The 23,293-nt window shown below is 35.3% G+C and carries 15 protein-coding genes; 1 reads left to right on the top strand and 14 read right to left on the bottom strand.

What is annotated here, in order from left to right:
• Positions 1 to 5 precede the first annotated feature (5 nt).
• From E0I26_RS07010 to E0I26_RS06980, 7 genes are all read right to left on the bottom strand, one after another.
• Positions 6 to 2,216 (bottom strand): alginate lyase family protein, encoded by a 2,211-nt coding sequence (locus E0I26_RS07010; protein ID WP_131915780.1) that lies wholly within the window; start codon positions 2,214 to 2,216, stop codon positions 6 to 8.
• 12 nt (positions 2,217 to 2,228) lie between these two features.
• Positions 2,229 to 3,665, bottom strand: a complete 1,437-nt coding sequence (locus E0I26_RS07005) for an IPT/TIG domain-containing protein (RefSeq protein WP_131915779.1) — start codon at positions 3,663 to 3,665, stop codon at positions 2,229 to 2,231.
• Between the two features lie 14 nt (positions 3,666 to 3,679).
• A complete protein-coding gene (locus E0I26_RS07000; RefSeq protein ID WP_131915778.1) occupies positions 3,680 to 5,980 on the bottom strand; it encodes a polysaccharide lyase 6 family protein in 2,301 nt (766 codons plus the stop codon).
• 11 nt (positions 5,981 to 5,991) lie between these two features.
• Positions 5,992 to 7,491, bottom strand: a complete 1,500-nt coding sequence (locus tag E0I26_RS06995; protein ID WP_131915777.1) for a RagB/SusD family nutrient uptake outer membrane protein — start codon at positions 7,489 to 7,491, stop codon at positions 5,992 to 5,994.
• A 14-nt stretch (positions 7,492 to 7,505) separates the two neighbouring features.
• Positions 7,506 to 10,646 (bottom strand): SusC/RagA family TonB-linked outer membrane protein, encoded by a 3,141-nt coding sequence (locus E0I26_RS06990; protein ID WP_131915776.1) that lies wholly within the window; start codon positions 10,644 to 10,646, stop codon positions 7,506 to 7,508.
• A 246-nt stretch (positions 10,647 to 10,892) separates the two neighbouring features.
• The gene (locus E0I26_RS06985) at positions 10,893 to 12,674 is read right to left on the bottom strand and encodes a chondroitinase-B domain-containing protein (RefSeq protein ID WP_131915775.1); all 1,782 of its coding nucleotides are present in this window, start codon (positions 12,672 to 12,674) and stop codon (positions 10,893 to 10,895) included.
• 677 nt (positions 12,675 to 13,351) lie between these two features.
• Positions 13,352 to 14,083, bottom strand: coding sequence for a FadR/GntR family transcriptional regulator (locus tag E0I26_RS06980; RefSeq protein WP_131915774.1), 732 nt, complete (start codon positions 14,081 to 14,083; stop codon positions 13,352 to 13,354).
• Between the two features lie 547 nt (positions 14,084 to 14,630).
• Here E0I26_RS06980 and E0I26_RS06975 point away from each other — a divergent pair.
• Positions 14,631 to 16,535 (top strand): sialate O-acetylesterase, encoded by a 1,905-nt coding sequence (locus tag E0I26_RS06975; RefSeq protein WP_131915773.1) that lies wholly within the window; start codon positions 14,631 to 14,633, stop codon positions 16,533 to 16,535.
• Between the two features lie 148 nt (positions 16,536 to 16,683).
• Here the strand turns inward: E0I26_RS06975 and E0I26_RS06970 are convergent, their stop codons facing one another.
• From E0I26_RS06970 to E0I26_RS06940, 7 genes are all read right to left on the bottom strand, one after another.
• Positions 16,684 to 16,881: a hypothetical protein gene (locus tag E0I26_RS06970; protein WP_131915772.1), complete on the bottom strand. Its 198-nt coding sequence runs from the start codon at positions 16,879 to 16,881 to the stop codon at positions 16,684 to 16,686.
• An 11-nt stretch (positions 16,882 to 16,892) separates the two neighbouring features.
• Positions 16,893 to 18,545 (bottom strand): sodium:solute symporter family protein, encoded by a 1,653-nt coding sequence (locus tag E0I26_RS06965; RefSeq protein ID WP_131915771.1) that lies wholly within the window; start codon positions 18,543 to 18,545, stop codon positions 16,893 to 16,895.
• A gap of 126 nt (positions 18,546 to 18,671) precedes the next feature.
• On the bottom strand, positions 18,672 to 19,346 hold the full coding sequence (locus E0I26_RS06960; RefSeq protein ID WP_131915770.1) for a beta/alpha barrel domain-containing protein: 675 nt from the start codon (positions 19,344 to 19,346) through the stop codon (positions 18,672 to 18,674).
• Positions 19,347 to 19,375: 29 nt separating this feature from the next.
• Positions 19,376 to 20,380: a sugar kinase gene (locus E0I26_RS06955; protein ID WP_131915769.1), complete on the bottom strand. Its 1,005-nt coding sequence runs from the start codon at positions 20,378 to 20,380 to the stop codon at positions 19,376 to 19,378.
• A gap of 21 nt (positions 20,381 to 20,401) precedes the next feature.
• A complete protein-coding gene (locus tag E0I26_RS06950) occupies positions 20,402 to 21,286 on the bottom strand; it encodes an SMP-30/gluconolactonase/LRE family protein (RefSeq protein ID WP_165929416.1) in 885 nt (294 codons plus the stop codon).
• Positions 21,287 to 21,296: 10 nt separating this feature from the next.
• Positions 21,297 to 22,085: an SDR family NAD(P)-dependent oxidoreductase gene (locus E0I26_RS06945; RefSeq protein WP_131915767.1), complete on the bottom strand. Its 789-nt coding sequence runs from the start codon at positions 22,083 to 22,085 to the stop codon at positions 21,297 to 21,299.
• 38 nt (positions 22,086 to 22,123) lie between these two features.
• Entirely contained in the window at positions 22,124 to 23,290 is a 1,167-nt protein-coding gene (locus tag E0I26_RS06940) for a mandelate racemase/muconate lactonizing enzyme family protein (RefSeq protein WP_131915766.1), read from the bottom strand.
• Between the last annotated feature and the right edge of the window lie 3 nt (positions 23,291 to 23,293).

Here is a 23,293-nt window from a genome sequence, read left to right as displayed (position 1 = left end):
TCTTTCTAATTTGTAATTAATGTATAACTGCCCTTCCACTCCATATTTTTTCCTTTGAGGAAAATTTTATGTTTTGAAGTTGACGATGTTTCTTTATTTGCGAATATTAATGTGTACGATTTATTATTTTTGAAGTTAACCAAAATCGCCGTATAATTTTCGTCCTGTTTCAAAACCTGGATGGATTCTAATTTTGAATGCGGATCTTGAACGGATTCTAATTTTGCATCAAAGCTTCCGTGAGGTTCTATAACACTAACGAAAGTGTAATTTTGCTTATCGTTAGTTCTGATCATATAGCCTGATTCATTTCTCAAATTGAAGTTCGGATCGTTCGCTCCAAGTCTTGTAACTACTACTTTATTTGAATCATCTGTCAAAGTTGAAATGGTGTAAAATCGGCTGTCATTCAACCATGTGAATTTTGAAAGACCTTGATTTCCTTTGGCTTCTGCCAATTTCCATAAATGCTGGTAGCCGTTGTCTTTTCCTAGTGGAGTAAGATTTGTAAGCGATGGTACATAATCAAAATTTGTTTCCATAATTTGCCCGCTGAACATGAAATTCAGGTCATATTGATGTTTTTCTTTTGATTTTAAAGAAAAAATATCCAAAACAAAAGGCATTTCGGCCCCAATCAAAGCGACCGTTCTTTGCATTTCAACTCCAGCATAAGCATTGTTTTCCACAGCACTTGCAATCTGGATGATTTTTGGATTGGAAATATCCGAAAAGACAGTGTGAGGAACTTGTTTTTCGGCTTCTTTCCAATCACCATTGTAATGTGATTTTTCGTCAACAATTACAGTATTATGCGCCACAGATTGTTGTGCCCAAGTTTTGTTTTCATCTAAATATCTACCGCCGTTTTTTGATTCTACATTTAAGAAGCGTGCCGCACCATAATCTTGAAGAATTTCTCTGTCATTATTGAAAAGCATAATTCCTAAACGATCAAAATGTCCGTGTCCCATTCCTTGTGAAGCGAATTTGAAAACTGCTGTCAATTGCTCGTCTTTTTTCTTCGTATCCATTCTGAATAAAGCCAAACCACCTGATTTTCCTTCTGGTCCGTCAGTAATAATCATTGGATCTTTTACGAATTCTTGCTTTTTCATATTCTGAACAGCCTCTGAAGATTTCAAACCAGCTCCAGTAATAGAAACCTCATTTTGCTGTTGGATTACAGGAAGAATCGAAGTGTCGCTATAATTTTCGAAAACAATATTCGTAGCGAAAACCAATTCTTCAGTCATAAAATTCTTTTCCTTCAAAGCATCATTTATTGGAAAAAAATAACCGTTTGAATCGGTTAGTTGCAAAACCGTATTTGACGCTTTTTTCAGTAATTGATTCCTGTATTCAAAAATCTTTAATTCAGGTTGGTTTCTGTTGATTGCTTCTGCAAAAACCATAAACGGTTGCAATGCATATCTTTGGTAATAAGGCCCTTCAGAATAATATCCGTCAGGAGAGAAAAGCATATCGATCTGTTTCAGGAAACCCGATTTTTTATCTTTTGAAGAACCTGTTAAAGCACGTACCACCATATCTTTATCCCCTAAAACATAACCAGTCATTCCAACAGCGGCTACTGCCCAAGTTCCATGATTATGGATTTTGTTAAAGGTGTCTTTCCCGCTTTCGCTTTCGCTCAAAAAGGCAGCCATACTTCTAAAGACATCTCTTTCTATAATCGCTCTGTTTTTTGGGCCGATACTTTCTTTAACCAAGTCATAAGCCTGAATTCCATTTACAAGCCAAACACAGTCGTTCAGACCTTGCCAGAATAATTTCCCCGAATTTTGCTCTGCTTTTCTCTTTGGATGCAAAGGCAAACCGGGATAAATCTTTGCATATTCCAAAAGCATCTGTTCTACAAATTTCGCATATTTTTTCTCAGCGGTAACTTGAAAAGCCAATCCGGCATAATATAAATCCCTGTAATTTTTTTTATGCTTTTCGTGCGTATATCCACCTCCGTTGTCAATTGGAATTGGAACCTCGATTGGCTTTTCTAAAGCTTTGTCAGCATCCATTTTTACTTTTGAAAAAGACTTTCCCAAAATTTTATAATCGCCTAAATGCTGACTGATATTTTTTGCTTCTGATTTTGACAAAAGCAAAAGTGGCTCATATTGCTGGGCAAAAGTGATGTCAGACAACACTAAAAAAAGTGCTGTCAGACCAATTGCTTTTATTGTTTTAAATTTCATTCTGTAAATTTATTAATTAAATGAGCTGGTCAAATCGATTGCGCCAACTCCAGTTAAAACTTCATCTGTAATGATAAACCAATCTGCATTCACTTCTAACGGAACATTAGCCTGATTATCAGTCAAATAGCTAATCCTCATATAATTTCCACTTACAAAATCAGAAGCCGTAACCGTTGGAAATAAATCTCTCAAACGAACTGCGACCAATTTCCATGCACCACCAGTATTATAGTGAACCAATTTTTTACTTGCTGCAGAAGTCGCATATAATCTTAAAGTAGGAGTTGTATTATTTGTATTTAGCCAAAAATGCAAAACTGGATTATTATTGAAAGCTCCTGCATCGAAAGCAGTTTTCCAAGTTGCATTTGTAGCAAAAGAAAATCTCATAAAAGCAATGCTGCTTCCATTATCAGTTGGCGAAAGCATTTTTAAATGGTGGTAATTGGTGCTGTTTGGAAATGGTGATTGATCTACTGTTCCATTCAATTTGTTTGCCGTAATTTGTGCCGCTACACCGGTTGAAATCACTTCCATTCCTTGTGCTTCAAAGTTGAAATAAGTCTGAATATCCCGATTTATGTAAGCAATTTGAGGGCTTAAGACTTCCATTCCGCTACCATAAATAAGTTTGATTACATAAAATCCTGTAGGCAAATCTGCTGGTGGAGTAAAAGAAACACTTGTTGGAGTCACATTAAAAGTTGCAATAGCTCTAGTTCCAAAAACGATTCCTGTCACTAAATTCATATCCGTTCCTCCAATTTGAACCTGCGTATTCTTAATCATCAATTTTGGATAACCGGTCACTTCTGGAGATGGAATATCAACAGTGTAATTGCTTTCCAATGGAACCGCAACTTCTCCTGAAACTGTATTATAGCTGTATGCCAAAACCAACGGACTTGGCCCTGTATTTGGAGTTTTTACAATTAAAGTTCTGTTGTCTTGGTATTCAATAATTCCGTCAACTGTACCAAAAGTAACTCTTTTAATTACTTGAAGATTTTGTCCTGTAATCGTAATAACCTCATTAACGATTGAGATTGTTGGAATTTTCGACTCTATAACGGGAACTGGATATGTAATTAACACATTTTCGGTAGCTGAAGCTTCTTTACCAGAATCAGTAGTTAATCTGATAATTCCATTTACAGCGCTCGCAGGAACTTTTATAATCAATGTACTTGAGTTTTCTCGAGAATAAATTTCTGCTTCAACAGCTCCAATATATGCTTTGGTCACAAAATTCAAATTAGTGCCTTTAATGGTAACCAGGCTTTGAATTGGCGCTGAAGTTGGCGAAAAAGATTCCACAGTTGGCTGTGCTGCAAGAATCTCTTCAAAAGTTTTATCCACTTCGATACCTGCATCGCAGGCAAAAAATACCATCGCAAAGATGATGCTGATTAACCCGAATATTTTTTTGTATAATGTGTTTTTCATATTTTTTGTTTTAATTATTTAACAACTGAAATTCCAATATCCTTTTTGTCTGTTCCTGCTACTTTCAATGGAGATTTGTCTTGTAGGATAAAATTTTGCAAATCTTGATAAGAAGGATTCTTATAGTTTAAATTTTCTGAAACTGCATTTCCTGAAAGTTTGATTGCTCCGGAATTATAGATCACAGAATTTTTAATCGAATTATTTTTTCCATTCAAACGAATTGGATTTGTGACTTTTGAATTTTCAAAAAATACACTGTTTGAAATTTTCAGGTTTACGATTCCTTTGTTTTGGAATACTAAATCTTTTTCTGTAGCACCAACTTTTGTAAAAATGCAATGATCAATTACTAAATTTCCGCCAATTGTTGATTCATCGTTTCCGCCTCTGTAATAATTCAAAACCCATTGCGAAAAATCTGTGAAAACGGTATTTTCAAGAATTACATTTTCAGCATTGTATTTTCCTTTATCCTCCTTTTCAGAAGAAAGATTGATACCTCTGAAATTATTTCTTAAAACAGAATTACTGATTTTAATTGTGTCAGCAAAAGTTCCTTTTGAAGCTTTGAAAACCGAACCCCCTTCTGCATTTGTAAAATCAGAAATAATAGATTTATTTATAAAAACGCTATATAAACCCGGAGTATCATCCTTTGGAGAAACAATTGCATACTTTACAGCCTGTGTGTTCTTTGCTGTAAGGCTTACATTTTCAAGCAATAATCGTGCTCCAGATTCCACTCTGAATAAATAATTCGAGATTTTTTCCGCATCTGGATTAAAGCTGATGATTGTTGTTGAAGCTACATCTTCTCCTTGAATCGTAATATTATCCGTGATAATTATCGAATGGTCTAAAAGATACGTTCCTGGAGCCAAAACGAATTTGGTTTTTCCTTTCACTTTTTTTATTGCTTTTTCAAGTGTTCCTATTCCTGGTTCTACTTTGATGGTTTCCTCTTGAATGGCAACTTTTTTAGCAATAGGATTCCAAGAAGTTCCTGTTTTGTTAGCAATTACTTTTGAGAAAACGGAAAAATTAACTCCACTTTTTTCATTAGGAATAAAAATTTCTCCCTCTTTTTTCCAAGACAATTTCTTTGACGTAAACCCTTCTAATTTTTTAGAATTTTTACTGTCAATGATGTTGTTTTTAAAAGTAATTCCTTTCCTATCATCAAAGAAAGTGATTGCTTCAGAATCGCTTTCGGAATATACAATATTATCAGAAATTGTAGAATTTATAGGTGCTAAAGATCGCTCTTCATCTTTTCCAGCACCAAGTTGGAATGCACTGCAATTGTAAAAAAAGTTATTCATCACTTTTGCGTTTTTCACTTGGTTGTAGCGATTCAATGGACTGTTTGGAACACCATTCATTAAGACCAGCGAGCCTCTGAAATCTTGTCCGGTCAAGCCATAGAAATAATTATTTTTTACCGTATGTCCTTCGTTAATGACACGAACGCCACCGGTATAAGGTTGATTATTCCCAAGGAAGACATTGTTCTCCACAAGACAATCATTTCCGTGACGGAAAACCATGGAACCTTGAGATTCTAAGAATAGATTGTTTCTAAAAATATTATTGCAAGACTTGTTTGAAACGATTTCAGTTTCACCGTTGCATTTTTCAAATTTATTCCATTCCACTATTGTATTGGATTGAAACATGGAGTTATGACTTGTTCCAATTCTGATGGTTTCGCCACCATTTGATCCCAAAGGCGGGCGTTCTCCAAAATAATTGTGGTCAATTCTGTGGTAGTTTTGGTGACTTTCTTCTCCTTTCAGCCAAACAACCAAAGTGCATCCTCCATTATTTTTTCCAGCGACATAATTGTTATCGAAACGATTATTTTTTCCCCATAATTCGATCCAATGATTCTCTTCTGTTTTCGTTGTTGGATTGTAATCAATTATAGCACAATTTGTTACTCTTGAATTGGTAGCTATTTTGTCTTTGCTTGAAAAAGAAATCACGAATTTACTATACCCATTTTTGAACCAAAGTCCTTTTGCTACAAGGTATTCACCCGATAATTTCAAAGAAGAATTTCCAGAAAGAATTACTTTTCCGGCTGTTTCAGCTTCCAAGAAAATAGAATCTTTTATAGCTCCGTTTGCATGGAACTCAATGGCTGTATCTTTCCAGATCCCGTTTGACATTATGATGCGATCACCGGGTTTCACTTTGGAAATCGCTTCTGTCAATTCAGTTGCATTTGAAACTTTAATTTCAATAGCGTTTGCATTTCCAAAGAAAATCAGACAGAATGTAACGGTTAATAAATATTTTAAATTTTTCATATCCCTAAAAATTAATATCCGGTGTTTTGAGCAATATTTGGGTTCAAGTCAATTTCATATTGCGGAATCGGCAAGAAAATTTGGTAATGTTGTAGCGGTCCCATATTCAAAGAGGGATGTGCAGGATCATTATATTGGAATTCTGTAGCAAAATGTTGTGTCATAACAATTTCAGCTCTGCCTGTTCTCACCAAATCAAACCAACGGTGATTTTCAAAACCGAACTCTAATCTTCTTTCGTTTTCCAAAGCTGCTTTGAAATCAAAATAAGTAAAAACAGTGTTTAAATTTAAAGCAGCGGAGGCTCCTAACGAACGTGTTCTCACTTGGTTTAAATATCCTAAAGCTTCTTCAGACGGGCCACTTTGCTCGTTGATTGCTTCAGACAATAACAATAAAGCATCGGCATAGCGAAGAATAATCCAGTCATTTCCTCCATCGTCAACGGTGTTGAAAGTCGAATTGTATTTTGTTATGTGTTTGTCTTGTCTGATTGCTCCGTTGAAACCAATCCAAGTATCGGCCATTGAAGATGCTTTTCTGGGGTCTCCTGTTGAATAAGCCGCTGACATATTAGCCGTTGGAACATTTAATCCATCACCATTTCCAAAAACTACATAGTTGTCACTTTGCAATGGTGCGAAAAAATTGGGATGTGGAGAACCTAAACCAACACTACCCGACTGATAACGAACAGCAAACATAATTTCATTGTTGTACTCATTTCCGATATTGAAAACCGCCCCATAAGTGGATTGCAATCTGAAATTTCCAGTAACAACTTCTCCTAAAACCGATCTGGCTTCGGTTAAATTCGCATCACCTCCTGCTGTGATTAACACTTTTCCTAGTAAGGTTTTTGCAGCATCTGCTGCAACTCTTCCTAAACTTGCCCCAGATTGAGACAAAGGCAACATATCTGAAGCCAAACGAAGGTCATTTGCAATAAATGCGTAAACTTCGCTTTGCGGGCTTCTATCCATCATTTTTGCTTCGCTTCCAGAAACGGGGGCTTCTATGAGGAAAACGCCACCCCAAAGACGTACAAGATTGAAATAGGCATGGGCTCTTAAAAACCGTGCCTCTCCTTCATATTTATTTCTGGCATCTTGATCTGTTACAACAGTAAGATTTTGTAAAACAATATTGGAAAGATTAATGGTTCTGTAACATGCTTTCCAATATTCCTGAAGGTAAATATTTTGAGAACTTTGTACAAAACGATCGATTTCACGTACTGCTAAATCTTTAGTTTCAGTAGAATTTGGGTTCATATACGTGTTATCCGAACGCAATTCTGTTAGCATCCATTCTCTATTTTGCATGCCATAAAGACTGTTGTAGATGGAGATTACTGCTAAATTTACTTCTTGCGGCGTTTTGTAAAACTCACCCACCCCAATTTCAGAAATGGGTTCTAGATCTAGCGTTTCATTACAGCTTATGAATAAAAAAGCGGTACTCAGAAATAGCAATTTTATACTTTTAAAAGGGAAATTATATATTTTCATAACCAATTATTTTTTTAGAAATTAATGTCAATTCCGAAAGAAATTGTTTTTTGAATAGGGAAAGCACCACGCTGATATCCAGAAACCAAGGGAGAACTATAAATGCCTCCAGTTGTGATTCCTTCAGGGTTCAATCCCCAGAAATCAGACGCTTTTATGTACAAAAGGTTTTCTCCTGAAAAATAAAACCGTGCTTTTGAAAGTCCGATTTTTTTAGTGAAATCTTTTGGGACGGTATAACCAAATGTCACTGTTCTCAAAGACATATAAGAAGCATCTTGAACTAAATAGTCCGTGTTTTGCCAAGCTCTACCATTGTTTTCACGCGGTTTTGTTGCTGGAACACCCTCGTTAAACCATCTTCCTTCGGCAAAATCTTTATATAGATATCTCATCTCGTTGTAATATCCGTCTCCGAAGAAAACTTCTCCACCAACAGAGCCTTGAACTAAGAAATTCATATCAAAATTTCTAAATGTAAATGCGTTGTAGAATCCCCAAGTAAAATCTGGAAATGGACTTCCTAAGGCTGTTCTGTCATTTGCATTGATAATTCCGTCACCGTTGACATCTGCAACCCTGATTCCACCAACAGCGTCATCAGCTGAATGTGGGTTATTAGCTAATTCTTCCGCACTTTGCCAAACACCAATCATTTTATATCCATAAAATTGAACTGCTTTTTCTCCAACTTTTGCGATATATTCTTCATTTCTTTCTCCTTGACTGATAAATTGTGCTTCTCCTCCAAGAGAAATTAATTTGTTTTGGTTTGCTGAAATATTAAAAGCTGGTTTCCATGTGAAATTTTTGTTTTTGATGTTGCCAGAAATTTCAATTTCAAAACCTCTATTCTGAATTTTTCCAATATTATTGAAATATTGAGAGTGTCCTGTTATATAAGATACATTTTGCTCTAACAATAATTTATCAGTAACAGAATAGTAATAGTCAAGTGTAAAATTCAATTTATTACCGAAAAAACTGATGTCAGCCCCTGAATCATATTCTAAGGTTTGTTCCCAACCAATACCTGGATTTCCTAAAACATTTCCTGTTTCTCCTAATCCGGATGTTACATTTCCAGCTCCTTGGCCTAAAGAATAATTCGAAGAGTATAAAAGATTTGTGAAAGAATAATTCGTAATATCATTATTTCCGGTAACACCAAAGCTGGTTCTTAACTTAAATTTATTGATGAAATTTATATTTTCTTTCCAGAAATTTTCTTCGCTTACATTCCAACCGATAGAAGCTGAAGGAAAAATCCCGTATTTATTTTCTGGTCCAAATAAGGACGAACCATCAGCTCTGGCTGCAATAGAAAGTAAATATTTATCTTTATAGGAATAATTTACTCTTGCTAAAAAGGACAACAATCCAATTACTTCTTTTCTTGTAAAAGTTTCATCAGCGTCGATAATATTTGCCGCATTTATTGTTTCGATATAATCTGATGGAAATTGAGTTCCGTAAATTCCAGTTCCTTTACTATTTGTTTTTTGGTACGTGATTCCTCCAAGAGCATCAATGCTGTGATTGTCATTTTTCCACTTATAATTCAAGGTGTTTTCAGTAAGAAGATCTGTTTTCATGTTACTGTCATCTTCTCCAATGGCCTGACCAGTTTGATCGGCTTGCGTATTTCTAAAACGTCCATAATTTGAATAATCTACGTTTGCGCCACCAGAAGTTTTGAATGTAAAATATTTATTAAATTTATATTCTAAGGCAAAATTGGTCAACAATCGATAGTCATTAATAACCCTTTTTTCGTTTTCCATTCTTGAAATTGGGTTATTATTATTGGTTCCAAAAAGGGATGTGGTGAAATTTTGTTGTACTCCATCTTCATCAAGATAATTGAAGTTTACATTGTTAAAATGCCTTCCATGAGCATATTCTCCGACTTGGTATCCTGTTAAAGCGGAGGTATATTCGTTGTGCCTTGCAGGCATAAATCCTAAAGAACGGGTCAAATCTGAATAAGAAATTGTTGATCTTCTTTTTTGACTGTAGGAAGGTCTGATGTTGACATCTAGCGAAAGTTTATCTGATAGTTTAGCACGTACTCTACTTTGAAAATTGATCCGTTTTAGCAAATTATCTTTCATCAACCCTTCATCTTCAATATATTGACTGGAAATATAGTAATTGGAAGCTTTCCCCCCACCAGAAACATTTAATTGGTAGTTTTTAATCGTTGCAAAATTTCTAATCCCTTCATCTTGCCAATCGGTTCCTCCATTTGAATTATTGGCAACTTGACGCATCCCTTTTTCACGAGAAGTATAAGCAATTTGTGCAGGTTCAGTTCCAGCTAATCCTGCCGTATAATTTTCAGCAAGTTGACGTTCTTTTCTAAGCATATTTGTATACCCATAAGTGTCATACATGTCGATTTTTTCATAAACCGATTTTATACCAAAATAATTTTTGAACTCATACAATGTTTTAGTTTCTGAACCCGATTTTGTAGTTACCAGAATAACTCCGTTTGCTCCACGAGAACCATAAATTGCGGTTGAACTGGCATCTTTCAGTACTTCAATGGATTCAATTGTACTAGGGTTTATGAACTCTAATCCGTTTTGAACAGGGAATCCATCAACAACTACTAAAGGGTCACTACTTGCGCTAATCGAACCCATTCCGCGTATTCTAACTTGCGGTGCTTCGCCAACCTCAGAAGTTGTATTTTGAATTTGAAGACCTGCAATTCTACCTTGTAAAGCTTTATCAACACGAGAAACTGAATTTTCGTCAAGGTTAGTATTTACAAGTTTAGATACAGATCCCGTTACTGATGACTTTTTCTGGGTTCCATAACCAACTACGATGACTTCATCCAACTTGTTACTTTCATCACTAAGCGATACCGTTGTTTTTGTAATTCCTCCTAATAAGATTACTCTTGTTTGTTTTCCAATAAAAGAAACTTGAATGGAATTAGTACTATTTACTTTTATGGAAAATGCGCCATTAATATCAGTAATTGCAGATGTTTTTGTTCCAAGAACGGTTACCAAAGCACCAGGAAGAGTGGAGTTGTCTTCGGTTGAAATTACTGTTCCAGTCAAAGTGTAAGAATCTTGTGCAAAAATAAAACTCGACAGCAGTAAAGCTGAGAGTAGAAAAAAAGTTTTTAATTTCATAAATTTTTTAATTAGATGTTATAATAGTAAGGCTAAAAAGCAACTGGGTGGTCATTTGCTTTTCCCTATAAAAAGAAATCTGAAATTTCAGATTTACACTCTTGACATTAATATTTAGTACCAATCAACTTCTCCAAGCGATCTAACTTTATAATGGCATAACCGTCAATTCCTATAAAAGGAGTACAAAAAACTTTTGTTGCCCTATAAAGTATTTGCATTGGAACTATAATTAAACTGTATTTTTTATTGTTTAATTACTCTATAATTAACTGGATTACCGTCTAAGTTTACCCTTAGAATGTATAACCCTGCAGGTTGGTTATCAAGATTTAACTGTATTTTTCCAGAAACAACAGCATAAATCCCTTTTGCAATAACCTGCCCGTGAATATTATATAATTCTATCGTTAATTCATTTTGTAAAAATGGAACTGATAATTCAAAATCCCCTTTTGTCGGATTTGGATACAATAACATTGCAGGAACATTTGATGTAATAACAGAAAGGGTTTCTTCTGGTGCATTTGGACCTACATCAGCAATTGTTACAGGAAAATAAGTAACAAGTCCAGTGCTGAAATGATCGGCCCCTGCATTACTAATTGTGGGTCTTAGCTGACCGTCAATATCTTCATTCACATTTAAAGCAGGAACTGCATTTGCAATAACCGGAGAAGTACTTGTAGCTTTCCAGATGGTGCCATTTGAAGCGAGATTAGGATTTTGAACTACAACTTGATCATTTGTAAATGCGGGTCCACCAGTAACTATCTGTGCGGTTCCAGTTGCATACATTATATTGTTAAACCATGTAACTCCCCCCTGTTGATCAGTATAAATTTTAACCAAATTGTTTTGTGATCCTACAACCAAATTGTTCGCAATTTTAATGTCTAACAATTTTTTATTATAAGAACCATCTGATTTTGGATATCCAATTTCAATTCCGTAAGCGTTGTTTACTAAAGTATTGTATGCAATGGTAATACGTTCCCCTCTATAATGCAGACTATAATTAGTACTTGAACCTGTTATTACTTCTCCCTGAGTTAATGTTATCGGCGCATCCCATACCGTTCCCTGTAAACCTTCAAAATAATTATTTACAATAATATGGTCCGTTCCATACGCTCTAATACCCCCTGTATAAATGGGCTGTGTTTCGAACATTCCATTTGCTTTTCCTCCTCCAAAGAAATAATTACCTTCCACACGGCTTCTATTTCCTTGACGAAGTGTTAAGCTTCCGTGATTTCTATTAAAAGTATTATGTCTAATAAGATTATCGTTAGATTTCACAGATACAATTTCAGGATCGCCGTCGCACTCTTCAAACAAATTAAATTCAACTGTTGTAAACCCACTGGAATTACACAACTGACTGTTTCCTATTCTGATGGATTCTTTCTCATTTACAGCTCTTGGAGCGTTTTTGTAAAAATAATTGTGGTCAATTCTGTCATGATGAGACTGATAATTTTCAGTTTTTGTTTGGTTATACGTTCCATCAATTGTGATAAAATTTCCTCCAGTAAGTTTGTTTTTGAAGATATTGTGGTCTATTCTATTATGATGGCTCAAAAATTGAAACGTGTAATCATCATAATACCCCCCAACAACAATCCATTTTATGGCAACTGGTGTATCTAATTGAAAAACATTTCTTGTAATTCGGATATTATTGGATGCTTCTAATTTCATCAAAGTATTACTACCAGTGCAATCAAAAACAAAACCTTCAAAAATAATATGTGCTGATTTTTTAAATACAAAACGAGAATCTCCTGTTAAAATAACACCTCCAATTGTTTCTGCTTTGATCGTAATCGGATTTTCTACGGTAGCTACTTTAATAAAAGTTGCATAAAAATCAGCATAAGTTCCATTTTTAACTATAATTGTAGCTCCTGAAGCAGCTTCGTTAACGGTACTCTGCAAGCTGGAAGCAGTCGTGACGATTTGCGAATAGGCATTCACGCCAAAACCAATTATTGTTGCTATTGCAAAAAGGAATTTAAAATTCATAATTTAAAAATTTCTTATTATTATTTCTTTGACTTATGTTGAAACTCAACTACTACTTAAAATAAAAACTTCCGTATTTTTAACCCATTCGTATAGCAACATTTGGTATAAATTACTTTCAGTTTCTTCAATAGAATCCCTTTACGTAATAGGATCATTATACATTTAGTATAAAAATCTATTAAATAACAATGGCGTACTAGTCTGTTTTTGTGGACGTATTGTTTACATTCCAAAAGCTTTATCTATAAATCAGCTGATTTTTGCTTCTTCAATGTCTACCTTGATTTTGCTTCTTTTTCTTTTTTGTAATTTGAGTTGTAAAATGGATTTGATAATCCTTTATATTCATTTTCTTCTATAATTAATTTTAGCAAAAAAAATAAAGTAAGTATTATAAGCAATCCTATTATAAACAGTCCTGTTATTTGGTATTCCATATTTATTTATGTCTTTTGAAGTAATATTTTTCAGATTTAAATTCTATTTTTTTGATTTTATAACTTCAAATTGATCATTTAGGTTAGTATTATTAAAGAAGCTGCTATGAAGTATTATTAGTTCCATAATTTATGGCTAGCTAAGTTGATATTAAATCCTTATTTTCTATTGATTTATGCGTCATTTACTAACCACACAAAAGGTAATAATGGTTATCATAAATTATTTAAAATAGATTACATGATTTTATCATATAAATTCATTAAAGTATCGGTTTTACTACAATATTCATATAATGTTTTGAAATGAAACTGCAGTTCACGTTTTGCTTTTTCTGGATTTTTTTCCTTTATAGCTTCAAAAATTTGTTGATGTTCAATTATATTATCTCCTGACATCGATTTAGCACAAACGTGATATTTTTCAAAGTTTGTAATAATTTCAGGAGTTATAATAAGCATTAAAGTATTCAAAACTGGATTGCCGCTGGCTTCAGAAATTCTCAAATGAAATATTAGATCTTCTTCTACTGCATTTTCGTTACTTTCCACCTTCTTCTTATAGGCAATCAATGCTTCTTCTATATTTTCAAGATGCTTTTCGGTTCTTCTTTCGGCTGCAAGGGCAACTACTTGCATCTCTAACATAATTCTACTTTCAACCAACGACTTAAAATCAGGTGTTTTTAATTGCAGGATATCAGTTATCATTCCACTTAGTGCTGGAACACCAAGATTAACTAAGAAAGTACCACTTTGAGGAGAGGTCTTTAATATCCCATACAATTCTAGTTTTTTAATTCCTTCTCTGACATTGCTACGGCTCTCACCAAATTCTTCGGATAATTTCCTTTCAGAAGGAAGCCTGTCACCTGGTTTCAGTTTTTGTGAAACAATTAAATCTTTCAATTTCTGTATAATTTCTTTTCCTTCCGAAATTTTAAATTCGTTTAAATCAAGCTCTTCCATTTTTTATTAAATTGGTTAACCAAAATTAGTTCTTTTTTCTACATAAAAAAATAAATAGTTATTTTTTTTGATAATTAAATTTTAAACCAATTTTTATGAGAATAACACATTAAAATAGTTAATTTAATTTTTTAATTACAAATTCCTTGAATTAAAAAATTTAAACTACAACGTTTTCCATAGTAAATCGATTCGATTTGTTTAAATACTATTGATTTTTTTATTAACCATTAGAAAAATCAATAGTAAAATAGCTCTTCAATCCCAGAAGAGCAGTCATTTTATGCCTATTTATAAGTAAAATCATTATTTGGTCTCAATAAACGATAAATTTCAAGAAATACATCTAAAACCCTCCAAATAGCGACTTTACAACAATAAAAACGCAATTATACATTTAATATATATATAATCAACAATAATTTATGCTTAAAATTAAATACGAACTGCTTTTTATTGATTAAAATAAAACAATTAGCAATCGTAATTTTGGTCAACCAATTTTAATTATATATTTTAGCGAGATTAATTTTTATCAAAATCAATTATGAAACGTATAATTTCCTTTCTTTTAATAATTATTTCGGGTCCAATCATTGCTATGGTGACATTGCCTAAGTTTTTTTCAAACCATATGGTCTTGCAACGGGACGCCTCAATTACAATTTATGGTTGGGCAGATGCAGGCAAAACAGTAAAAATCAACTTCAATAATAAGAATCTAGAGACCAAAGTCAATACAAATGGTGAATGGAGCATTGATTTACCAGGACAAAAAGCAGGAGGTCCTTTTATAATGACAATTAAGGAAGACAATGAAATTACTTTTCAAGACATATATATAGGAGATGTCTGGTTTTGTTCCGGGCAATCCAATATGGGTTGGAAATTAGAAGATGCCTTAAATGGAAAAGAAGAGCTTTCGAAAGCGAACTATAAAAAAATAAAGCTATTGCAAGTTTCCAGAACTATGGCTGGAACACCTCAAAAGGACATTGAAAAAGGGCAATGGGAGCCTTGTTATCCTGAAAATGCGAAGGGATTTTCTGCAATTGCCTATTTTTTTGGAAGAGAGCTCTATCATGAATACAAAGTCCCAATAGGGTTAATAAATTCTTCATGGGGAGGAACCAATATTGAGGCATGGATGAGTGAGGATATAATGGGGAAACATGAATCTGCAAAAAAAGTGATTGCTGAAATGAAGAACATCAATTTTCCTGAAGTAATAGCGAATTACAATAAAGATTTCAAGATCTGGGAAGACAAAGCAGATAAATTAGATATTGGAATGCAAGAAAGATGGTATGATAGTTCTTATGATACATCATCATGGAAAACCATAAATTTACCTATATATTGGAGTATGGCAAAAATAATTCCAAACGATGGAATCATATGGGTTTCCAGAACTTTTGAATTGTCTCAAAAAGAATTATCTCAAAAAGAGTTCATTTTAAGTATTGGACGCATCGATAATGAAGACGTTACCTATATCAACGGAAAAATTGTTGGAGAAAGCAAACTAAAAGATTTAGATCGTTTTTATAAAATTCCTAAAAACATATTTACCATTGGAAAAAACACTATTACTATTCGTGTAAAAAACAGTGGCGATATAGGTGGTTTCCGCAGCGCTAAAGAGGCATTATATCTACAAACAGCATTACAAAAGATTTCTTTGGCCGGGGAATGGAAATATGAAACGGGAACTAAAAATATCGAAGAAGTACCTGTAAGACAACACCCAACAAAATATGCAACTTCATTATATAATGGAATGGTTGCCCCTTTTTTCGGAATTAAAATCAAAGGAATCATTTGGTATCAAGCTGAATCTAATTCTAATAACGCTACTGAATATGCCGGTTTATTCAAAGAAATGATTGCCGATTGGAGGAAAAAATGGAAGTCAGATTATCCATTTATTTTTGCTCAATTACCAAATTACGCCAACCAAAATAATCGTTGGATTACACTTCGTGAATCACAAGCCAAAGCATTAGAATTAAAGAATACTGGAATGGCAGTCTTGATTGACGTGGGTGACGACGATAACATTCACCCAGTTCGCAAACAGATTGTAGGAAAAAGAATGGCAACGATTGCTGGAAATTTAGCTTTTGGCAAAAAAGAATTGACTATTTCAGCACCTGTTTTTGAAAATCACAAAACGGAAGGAAATTCAATAATAGTTACCTTTAAAAACGGAACATTTGCACCGGAAACTCCTAAATCAGGAATCAACGGCTTTATGATTGCTGGAAACGACAAAAAATTCTACCCTGCAAATAGTTATTTGCAAAATGACATGAAAACCATAAAGTTAAGGAGTGAGAAAGTTTCTAATCCAAAAGAAGTTCGCTATTTATGGGATGATGCTCCGGGGAAAATAATGCTCTACAATAAAGATGGACTTGTAACTCCTCCTTTTAGAACCGACACTTTGTAATTTTTAATCTTAGTTTTGTCCTAAATAAGCAATACTGAATTATAATGACAAAACAAAAAACATTCAAAATTACCGATTTAACAGTGTATTTGCTTTTTTGAATGTTTTAAAACGCATCATATTTTCAGCCTATTTTTCCTGTTCCTTACTATACCTCATCATCTTTATTTTTCTGCTTCAACATAAACATGAGCAATGCAAATGAAGAAAATAACAATCCACAATAGAGATTAACTTCCTTTTTGTATTCAGTAGCATCTGAGAGGAAACTATAACCTATCAATAATAAGCCAATAATCAGGAAAAAAAGCCCGATAACAAAACGTAAATCAAATAATTTGTTCATAGTAAATACTTTTAGAAGAAGATTATATTAAATACAAGAGTAACCACTAACACTATTACACCCAGCCAAAGCGGGTTTTTGTACCAAACTTTACTGGAATCCTTTTGTTTTGGAGTAAGACTATAAACCAAACCAACCAATTCTTCATCAGCTTTTGGTTGCGTAACAAGACTGATCAATATGGTAACTACAAAGCAGGCTATAAATGAAATCCATGCGATATTGAAAGCTTGGCCAGTTCCGGAATAGTACTCATGTATATTGGCTATCCAACCTCCCTTACCCTCGGCTACAGTCAAACCATGCGTAAGTGCTGCAGTACCTGTACCGGCAAGTAATCCCCAAAAGGCACCATGACCGGTAGTACGCTTCCAAAACATCCCTAAAAAGAATGTGGCAAAAAGCGGAGCATTTACAAAACTGAATACCAGTTGCAACAAGTCCATTATATTGTTAAAACCACGGGCAACATAAGCGGTCATGATTGAAATTAATATTCCTGCAACAGTAGCTGCCTTTCCTATATAATAATAGTGCTTCTCCGAGCCGTTTTTCTTTATATGCGATTGGTAAATATCAAATGTCCATACGGTATTAAAAGCGGTGACATTTCCTGCCATTCCACTCATAAACGAAGCAATTAAAGCGGTAATTCCCACTCCTAATATTCCGTTTGGATACAGTTTTTGCAACAAAATAGGCAATACCATATTATAATTTGGATCGCCATTTGGATTAGTTGGAAGATCAAAACCAGTAAATTTACTTTGCAAAGCAAGGATTATTATCCCAGGAAGAATAACAATTGCTGGCATCAATATTTTGGGAATGGCAGCAATGATGGGTGTTCTTTGAGCATCGCTTAGGTTTTTACTGATCATGGCCCTTTGTACCACCAAAAAATCGGTACACCAATATCCAAAAGCCAAGACAAATCCAAGACCAAAGACCATACTAAAGGCATCCACCCCCATCGGATTATTGGTGGGACTATCCAATCCTTTCCAAACATGAAGTTTCGCATCATCGACATTTTGGACAATTCCTTCCCATCCTCCTACTTTATCCAATCCTATAAAAACCAAAGGTGCTATTCCCAATACAATCAAAAAGAATTGTAATACCTCATTATAGACAGCGCTGGTTAGTCCACCCAAGAAAATATAAATGAACACCACAGTTGCAGCAACCCAAATTGAAAGATCAAAATTCCATCCTAACACCACTTCCATCAGCATGGCTAAAGCATACAAAGAAACACCTGATGAAAAAACAGTCATTACTGCAAACGTGAGCGCATTGAAGGTTCTGGTCTTTTCATCGAAACGAAGTTTAAGGTATTCCGGCACACTGCGTGCCTTGCTTCCATAATAAAACGGCATCATGAAAACCCCTAAAAAAATCATTGCCAAAGCCGCTCCCAACCAATAAAAATGAGCCGTATACAATCCATACTTGGCACCATTTGCAGCCATACCCAACACCTCTTGCGCACCCAAATTGGCAGAAATAAAAGCGAGACTGGTAATCCATAACGGAATGTTGCGGTTACTCATTAAAAAATCATTTCCCGTTTTTACTTTCCGTTTCAGCAGAAAACCAATCCCAATTACAAAAATAAAATATATGCCAATAATGAGGTAATCAATTAATTCCAATTTCATAACAATCGTTCTTATATTATTAGTATTTCTTTTTAAATATTCGTCTTAATTTTACATTTAACCAGTTGCACAACATTTCTAGAGAAATGAGAAATCTTCTGCATTTAGGTTTTTTCATTATCCTTCTTATATTCTTTTTAGCAAATCAAACTCACTCACCAGAACCGATAAATGTTCACTCATTTTTTCATATGCTTTCTCTCGTATCATTTCTTTAGGGAATAATTGAGACCCCAAACCAACCGATGATACACCGGCATCATACCATTTTTGTACTTCTTCTCTGCTGGCTTCGACTCCTCCGGTTGCCATAAACTGCATTTCCGGAAATACCGCTTTTATCGCCTCTATATAAGAAGGTCCACCCAGTTGTTTTGCAGGAAATATTTTAACCAATGACAAACCCCAGTTTTCTGCCAAACAAACCTCCGACGGTGTAGCACAACCGGGAATCCACAATATATTTTCCTTCTTACAAACCTCTTGGATTTCTTCCAAAACAACCGGTGAAATAAGAAAATCTGCTCCGGCTTCGATGAATCGTTTCGCTTGGTCTGCATTTTTAATGGTTCCAATTCCAATCTTCATTTCAGGTAATTCGGCATCACGGTATCGCCGCAATTCAATAAAAATCTCGAAAGAGTTTGTGTTCCTATTGGTAAACTCAAACACTTTTATCCCATTTTCATAACATATACGCATTACATTTTTACACACTTCTAAATCTGTATGAGTATACAAGGGAATGAATTTTTCCTGTAAAACGCGTTCTTGCATTTCCGATGGTTTTAAAACTGCCATATTTAATTTTATTTTAATTCTCAAAAAGATTAACGGATAATTCTTCCGCTGCCTTTTTGCGTTATAATCATTTCTACTTCTTCTTTTGAAGCAACATTCATATCTCCAACTATACTGTGCTTCATCACTCCGCAAGCTGTTGCGTATTCTATTACTTGTTGCAAGGGTTGATTTTGGTGCAAACCATAAATCAGTCCGGCCATAAACGCATCACCCGCTCCAATGCGCTCGGCGATGCTGTCTATACTATACTCCGAAGAGGAAACTATTTCATTGTTATGCCACAGATAACCCGTATAGCCGTTTGAAGACGCACTCTTTTGGCTGCGCATTGTCATGGCTATATACGTAACATTTGGCAACTTTTCCTTCAATAACGCACAGGTACTTTCTACCAAATTATCCTCGTCAGGATTGATGTTGAAATACAATTTTGCGGAATCAACGTCAGCAAGAACCACGTCACAATAACTGAGTAATTCCGGCATTATTTCACTGCTGGGTTTTCCATATTGCCATAGGGTACTTCGGTAATTAAAATCGGCGGAAATCATCACACCATTTTGTTTTGCAACTTCCAAAGCGTCTAAACAAACTGCTGCTAAATTTTCGTTTAAAGCAGGAGTAATGCCGCTCCAATGAAACCAATCAGCAGCTGCAAAAACTTCTTTCCAGTCGACCTCTCCTACTTTCAACATACTAAAAGCCGAATAATCCCGATCATAGATTACCCTGCCTGGTCTGACTCCGACACCGCTTTCGTAATAATAAATCCCGACACGGCTATTTTCTTTTTCAATAACTGTAGTAGGCACGCCATAACGGTGAAGCTGTGTAATCCCTGTTTGCGCAATTGTATTTGGCGGCAAAGCGGTTACATAACGTGCTCTTTCTCCAAATAAGGACAATGAAACAGCAATGTTAGCTTCGGAACCCGCCCAATGCATCTCCAAATTTTCAGCTTGTAAAATTTTTTTGCTCCCTGGTGGAGTTAACCTTAATAAATATTCCCCGAATAAAATTATTTCCTTCATCCTAAATTGATTGTTTTTTTGTTAATGTTGGAGCGCAAATTGGTGCATTTCCATTCCCCTGATTCCCACATCAACAATGAATAAAGAGCCACTATCCGGATATTGCAGTAATTGCTCTTCATCCAGTCCGACTCTGGCTGTCGTAATCAATAGTTGTTGCATCCCATTTCCTCCAAAAGCACAAGAGGTAACATGGGGAGCATCAACTTCCACTTTCCCTACTAATTCACCTGTAAATGCATTGTATCTATTTACACATCTGCCCCCCCACATAGCTACCCATAACATTCCTTCCTCATCTATAGTCATCCCGTCCGGCGTGAAACCAGGTTCAGTCACTTCAACAATAACACTCTCATTTGAGATAGTACCATTGGTTAAATCGAAGTCATACCTTTTGATATTATAATCAAAAGAATCTATGTAATACATTGTTTTATTATCCTTGCTCCAGCAAATGCCATTCGACACTTTTCGGTTAGACATTTTTTCTATCAAACTTTTTCCATCGAAACAATACAGAGCGCCTTCAGCACCTTTTGCCTCTTCGTGCATTGTTCCTATCCAAAGTCTTCCAAGCGCATCGCATTTACCATCGTTAGAACGATTGTTTGGTTTCTCAACTTCAATTTTTATCAGTTCTTTCTGTTCACCTGTGTCAAAATTTAATGACACTATTGAACTTTCCAATGCAAGAACAAGACTACCATTATCTGCCGGCACAACAGTTCCTATTCTTTCACCAACATTCTTTTCTTCTGTAATTTTAGTAATAGGATCAATGCATCCCACTTTTTTTCCTTCTATATCCACATACAAAAATTTCCCCCAAGCGGAGTGCCAATGTGCCCCTTCACCAAGAAGCAATTCAGTTTTGCATAAAGGCAATGCTTTCCATGTTTCCATTGTCATTTTCTTATTCATCCTGCATTAACGCACTACGCCCTCCATCTAATAAATAAGTTACACCACTAGCAAATGAGGCATACTCACTTGCCAAAAACACACACCAAGCTCCCACTTCTTCTGGGGACCCAATCTTTTTTACAGGATGCAAATCAATGGTTCTTTGTCGCTCTTTTGCGGCATCCGGAAAGGAATCAAACCAGTTTTGATTGCCAGGCGTATCAATAAAACCAGGAGCAATACCAACGGTTCTTATAGTTGGTCCCCACTCTATTGCAAGACTTCTTACCAATCCTGTCAATGCAGTTTTGGTAACATTATAAGGAAAACATCCAGGAATGCTCGAATAGGCATGATTGGATGTCATGACAATAATGACTCCATTGTTCTTTTCTAAATATGGTTTACACAACTTCGCCAACCGCCAGTGCGAAGCAAGATTCAGCTCCATATTTTGTTGCCAATGTTCTTCATCACAATTGGCAGCGCCTTCAAATACATTTGCACCAGCATTGCTAATCAGAATATCTATTCTACCAAATTTATCAATCGTCTGTTGGACTAGCTTTTGTAAATCATCGGCAACAGTAACATCCGCTTGAAGATACAAGGCCTTTTGTTTGAAATCGTTTACACGGTTCACAAAACGCACGGCTTCTTGCGATGAAGCTTCATGCCTTCCACAACCCGTTACATGGGCTCCCGCTTTTGCAAAAACCTTAGCTATGGCAGCACCAATTCCGGATGTTATACCCGTAATTAATGCCACTTTATCTTTTAAATCTATTTGTAATGGCATATAAAGAAGTTATCAATTAGTCCTTTTAAAAAATAAATTTACACATAAAAACCCGGTCTAGGAATTAATATCCCTGGATGTTTTTCCATTTCTTCTTCTATCAGATCAACGCCTAAACCGGGTCTGTCACTTAATTGCAGATGACCGTTATGAATCATGTCTTTTATAGGATGGGTAATCACGGTATCTCTCCAAGGCACATCATTGAACATAAATTCCTGACGGAAAAAGTTAGGAACTGAAGCACATACATGGGCAGATGCCAAAGTTGACAATGGTCCATTAGGATTATGTGGTGCCAATAAAACATTGTATGCCTCCATCATGGTAGCCATTCTTTTCATTTCTGATGGCCCTCCGCAACGGGTGATATCTGGCATCATGATATCACATATATTTTTTTCCAATACAGGGCGGATCCCGTGTCTGGTATAGTGTCTTTCTCCAACACAAATAGAGACATTTGAAGGAATACGTTCACGCATTGCCCTTAATGTATCAGCACTTTCAGGACCGGCAGGTTCTTCGTACCAGGTAATATCTAATTCCGATAACCGTTGTGCCATTTTAACCGCAACACGATAATTCAACATGGCATGCGTCTCAATCATGATGTCAAAATCAGGACCTACGGCATCACGAACCGCTTTACTAACATTAAAAGCTAAATCCTGTTGCTCTGCAGTAAGGGTAAGATTTGAAGACAAATCTTCCCCATATAAATAATTGGTATGGGCAAAAGGATCAAATTTTAAACCAGTAAACCCTGCCTCTTTAACCTTTTTGGCCTGTATTGCGTAATCTTCGGCATTATGTCCACCTCCTGTAAACCAATAGTTGGCATACAATAAGATATCTTTTCTAAAAGCACCGCCCAATAATTCATAACATGGAGTGCCTAACACTTTTCCTTTTAAATCAAGTAAAGCCATGTCAATCCCGCTAATGGCACACAAACTGGCACCATAGGGACCTATCCAGTTGAGATCACGGTATAATTTTGTCCAGATAAAATCGGTTTTCATTGGATCAAGTCCAATGATTCTTTCACCCACATGCTTTGCGGCATTATAAACGATTGGACTTCCTGGCCAGTTGGTCGCTTCGCCCACACCGGTGTGTCCAGTATCTGTATAAATTTTCAATAGTGTCCAGTTGTATTTGACACCTTCTACCATCCACACTTTTACATCTGTAATTTTCATAAT

It is taken from the genome of Flavobacterium rhamnosiphilum (genome assembly GCF_004349195.1).
In the GTDB taxonomy this organism is placed as follows: Bacteria; Bacteroidota; Bacteroidia; order Flavobacteriales; family Flavobacteriaceae; genus Flavobacterium; species Flavobacterium rhamnosiphilum.
The sequence above is the reverse complement of the archived record's forward strand: the minus strand, read 5'-3'. Positions and strand labels throughout refer to the sequence as shown.

Coding starts and splice junctions, on each gene's coding strand:
- E0I26_RS06950 (WP_165929416.1), bottom strand. CDS start 21,286: ATGGAAACATGGAAAGCATTGCCTTTATGCAAAACTGAATTGCTTCTT.
- E0I26_RS07000 (WP_131915778.1), bottom strand. CDS start 5,980: ATGAAAAATTTAAAATATTTATTAACCGTTACATTCTGTCTGATTTTC.
- E0I26_RS06975 (WP_131915773.1), top strand. CDS start 14,631: ATGAAACGTATAATTTCCTTTCTTTTAATAATTATTTCGGGTCCAATC.
- E0I26_RS06965 (WP_131915771.1), bottom strand. CDS start 18,545: ATGAAATTGGAATTAATTGATTACCTCATTATTGGCATATATTTTATT.
- E0I26_RS06960 (WP_131915770.1), bottom strand. CDS start 19,346: ATGGCAGTTTTAAAACCATCGGAAATGCAAGAACGCGTTTTACAGGAA.
- E0I26_RS06970 (WP_131915772.1), bottom strand. CDS start 16,881: ATGAACAAATTATTTGATTTACGTTTTGTTATCGGGCTTTTTTTCCTG.
- E0I26_RS06955 (WP_131915769.1), bottom strand. CDS start 20,380: ATGAAGGAAATAATTTTATTCGGGGAATATTTATTAAGGTTAACTCCA.
- E0I26_RS06945 (WP_131915767.1), bottom strand. CDS start 22,085: ATGCCATTACAAATAGATTTAAAAGATAAAGTGGCATTAATTACGGGT.
- E0I26_RS07010 (WP_131915780.1), bottom strand. CDS start 2,216: ATGAAATTTAAAACAATAAAAGCAATTGGTCTGACAGCACTTTTTTTA.
- E0I26_RS06985 (WP_131915775.1), bottom strand. CDS start 12,674: ATGAATTTTAAATTCCTTTTTGCAATAGCAACAATAATTGGTTTTGGC.
- E0I26_RS06940 (WP_131915766.1), bottom strand. CDS start 23,290: ATGAAAATTACAGATGTAAAAGTGTGGATGGTAGAAGGTGTCAAATAC.
- E0I26_RS07005 (WP_131915779.1), bottom strand. CDS start 3,665: ATGAAAAACACATTATACAAAAAAATATTCGGGTTAATCAGCATCATC.
- E0I26_RS06995 (WP_131915777.1), bottom strand. CDS start 7,491: ATGAAAATATATAATTTCCCTTTTAAAAGTATAAAATTGCTATTTCTG.
- E0I26_RS06980 (WP_131915774.1), bottom strand. CDS start 14,083: ATGGAAGAGCTTGATTTAAACGAATTTAAAATTTCGGAAGGAAAAGAA.
- E0I26_RS06990 (WP_131915776.1), bottom strand. CDS start 10,646: ATGAAATTAAAAACTTTTTTTCTACTCTCAGCTTTACTGCTGTCGAGT.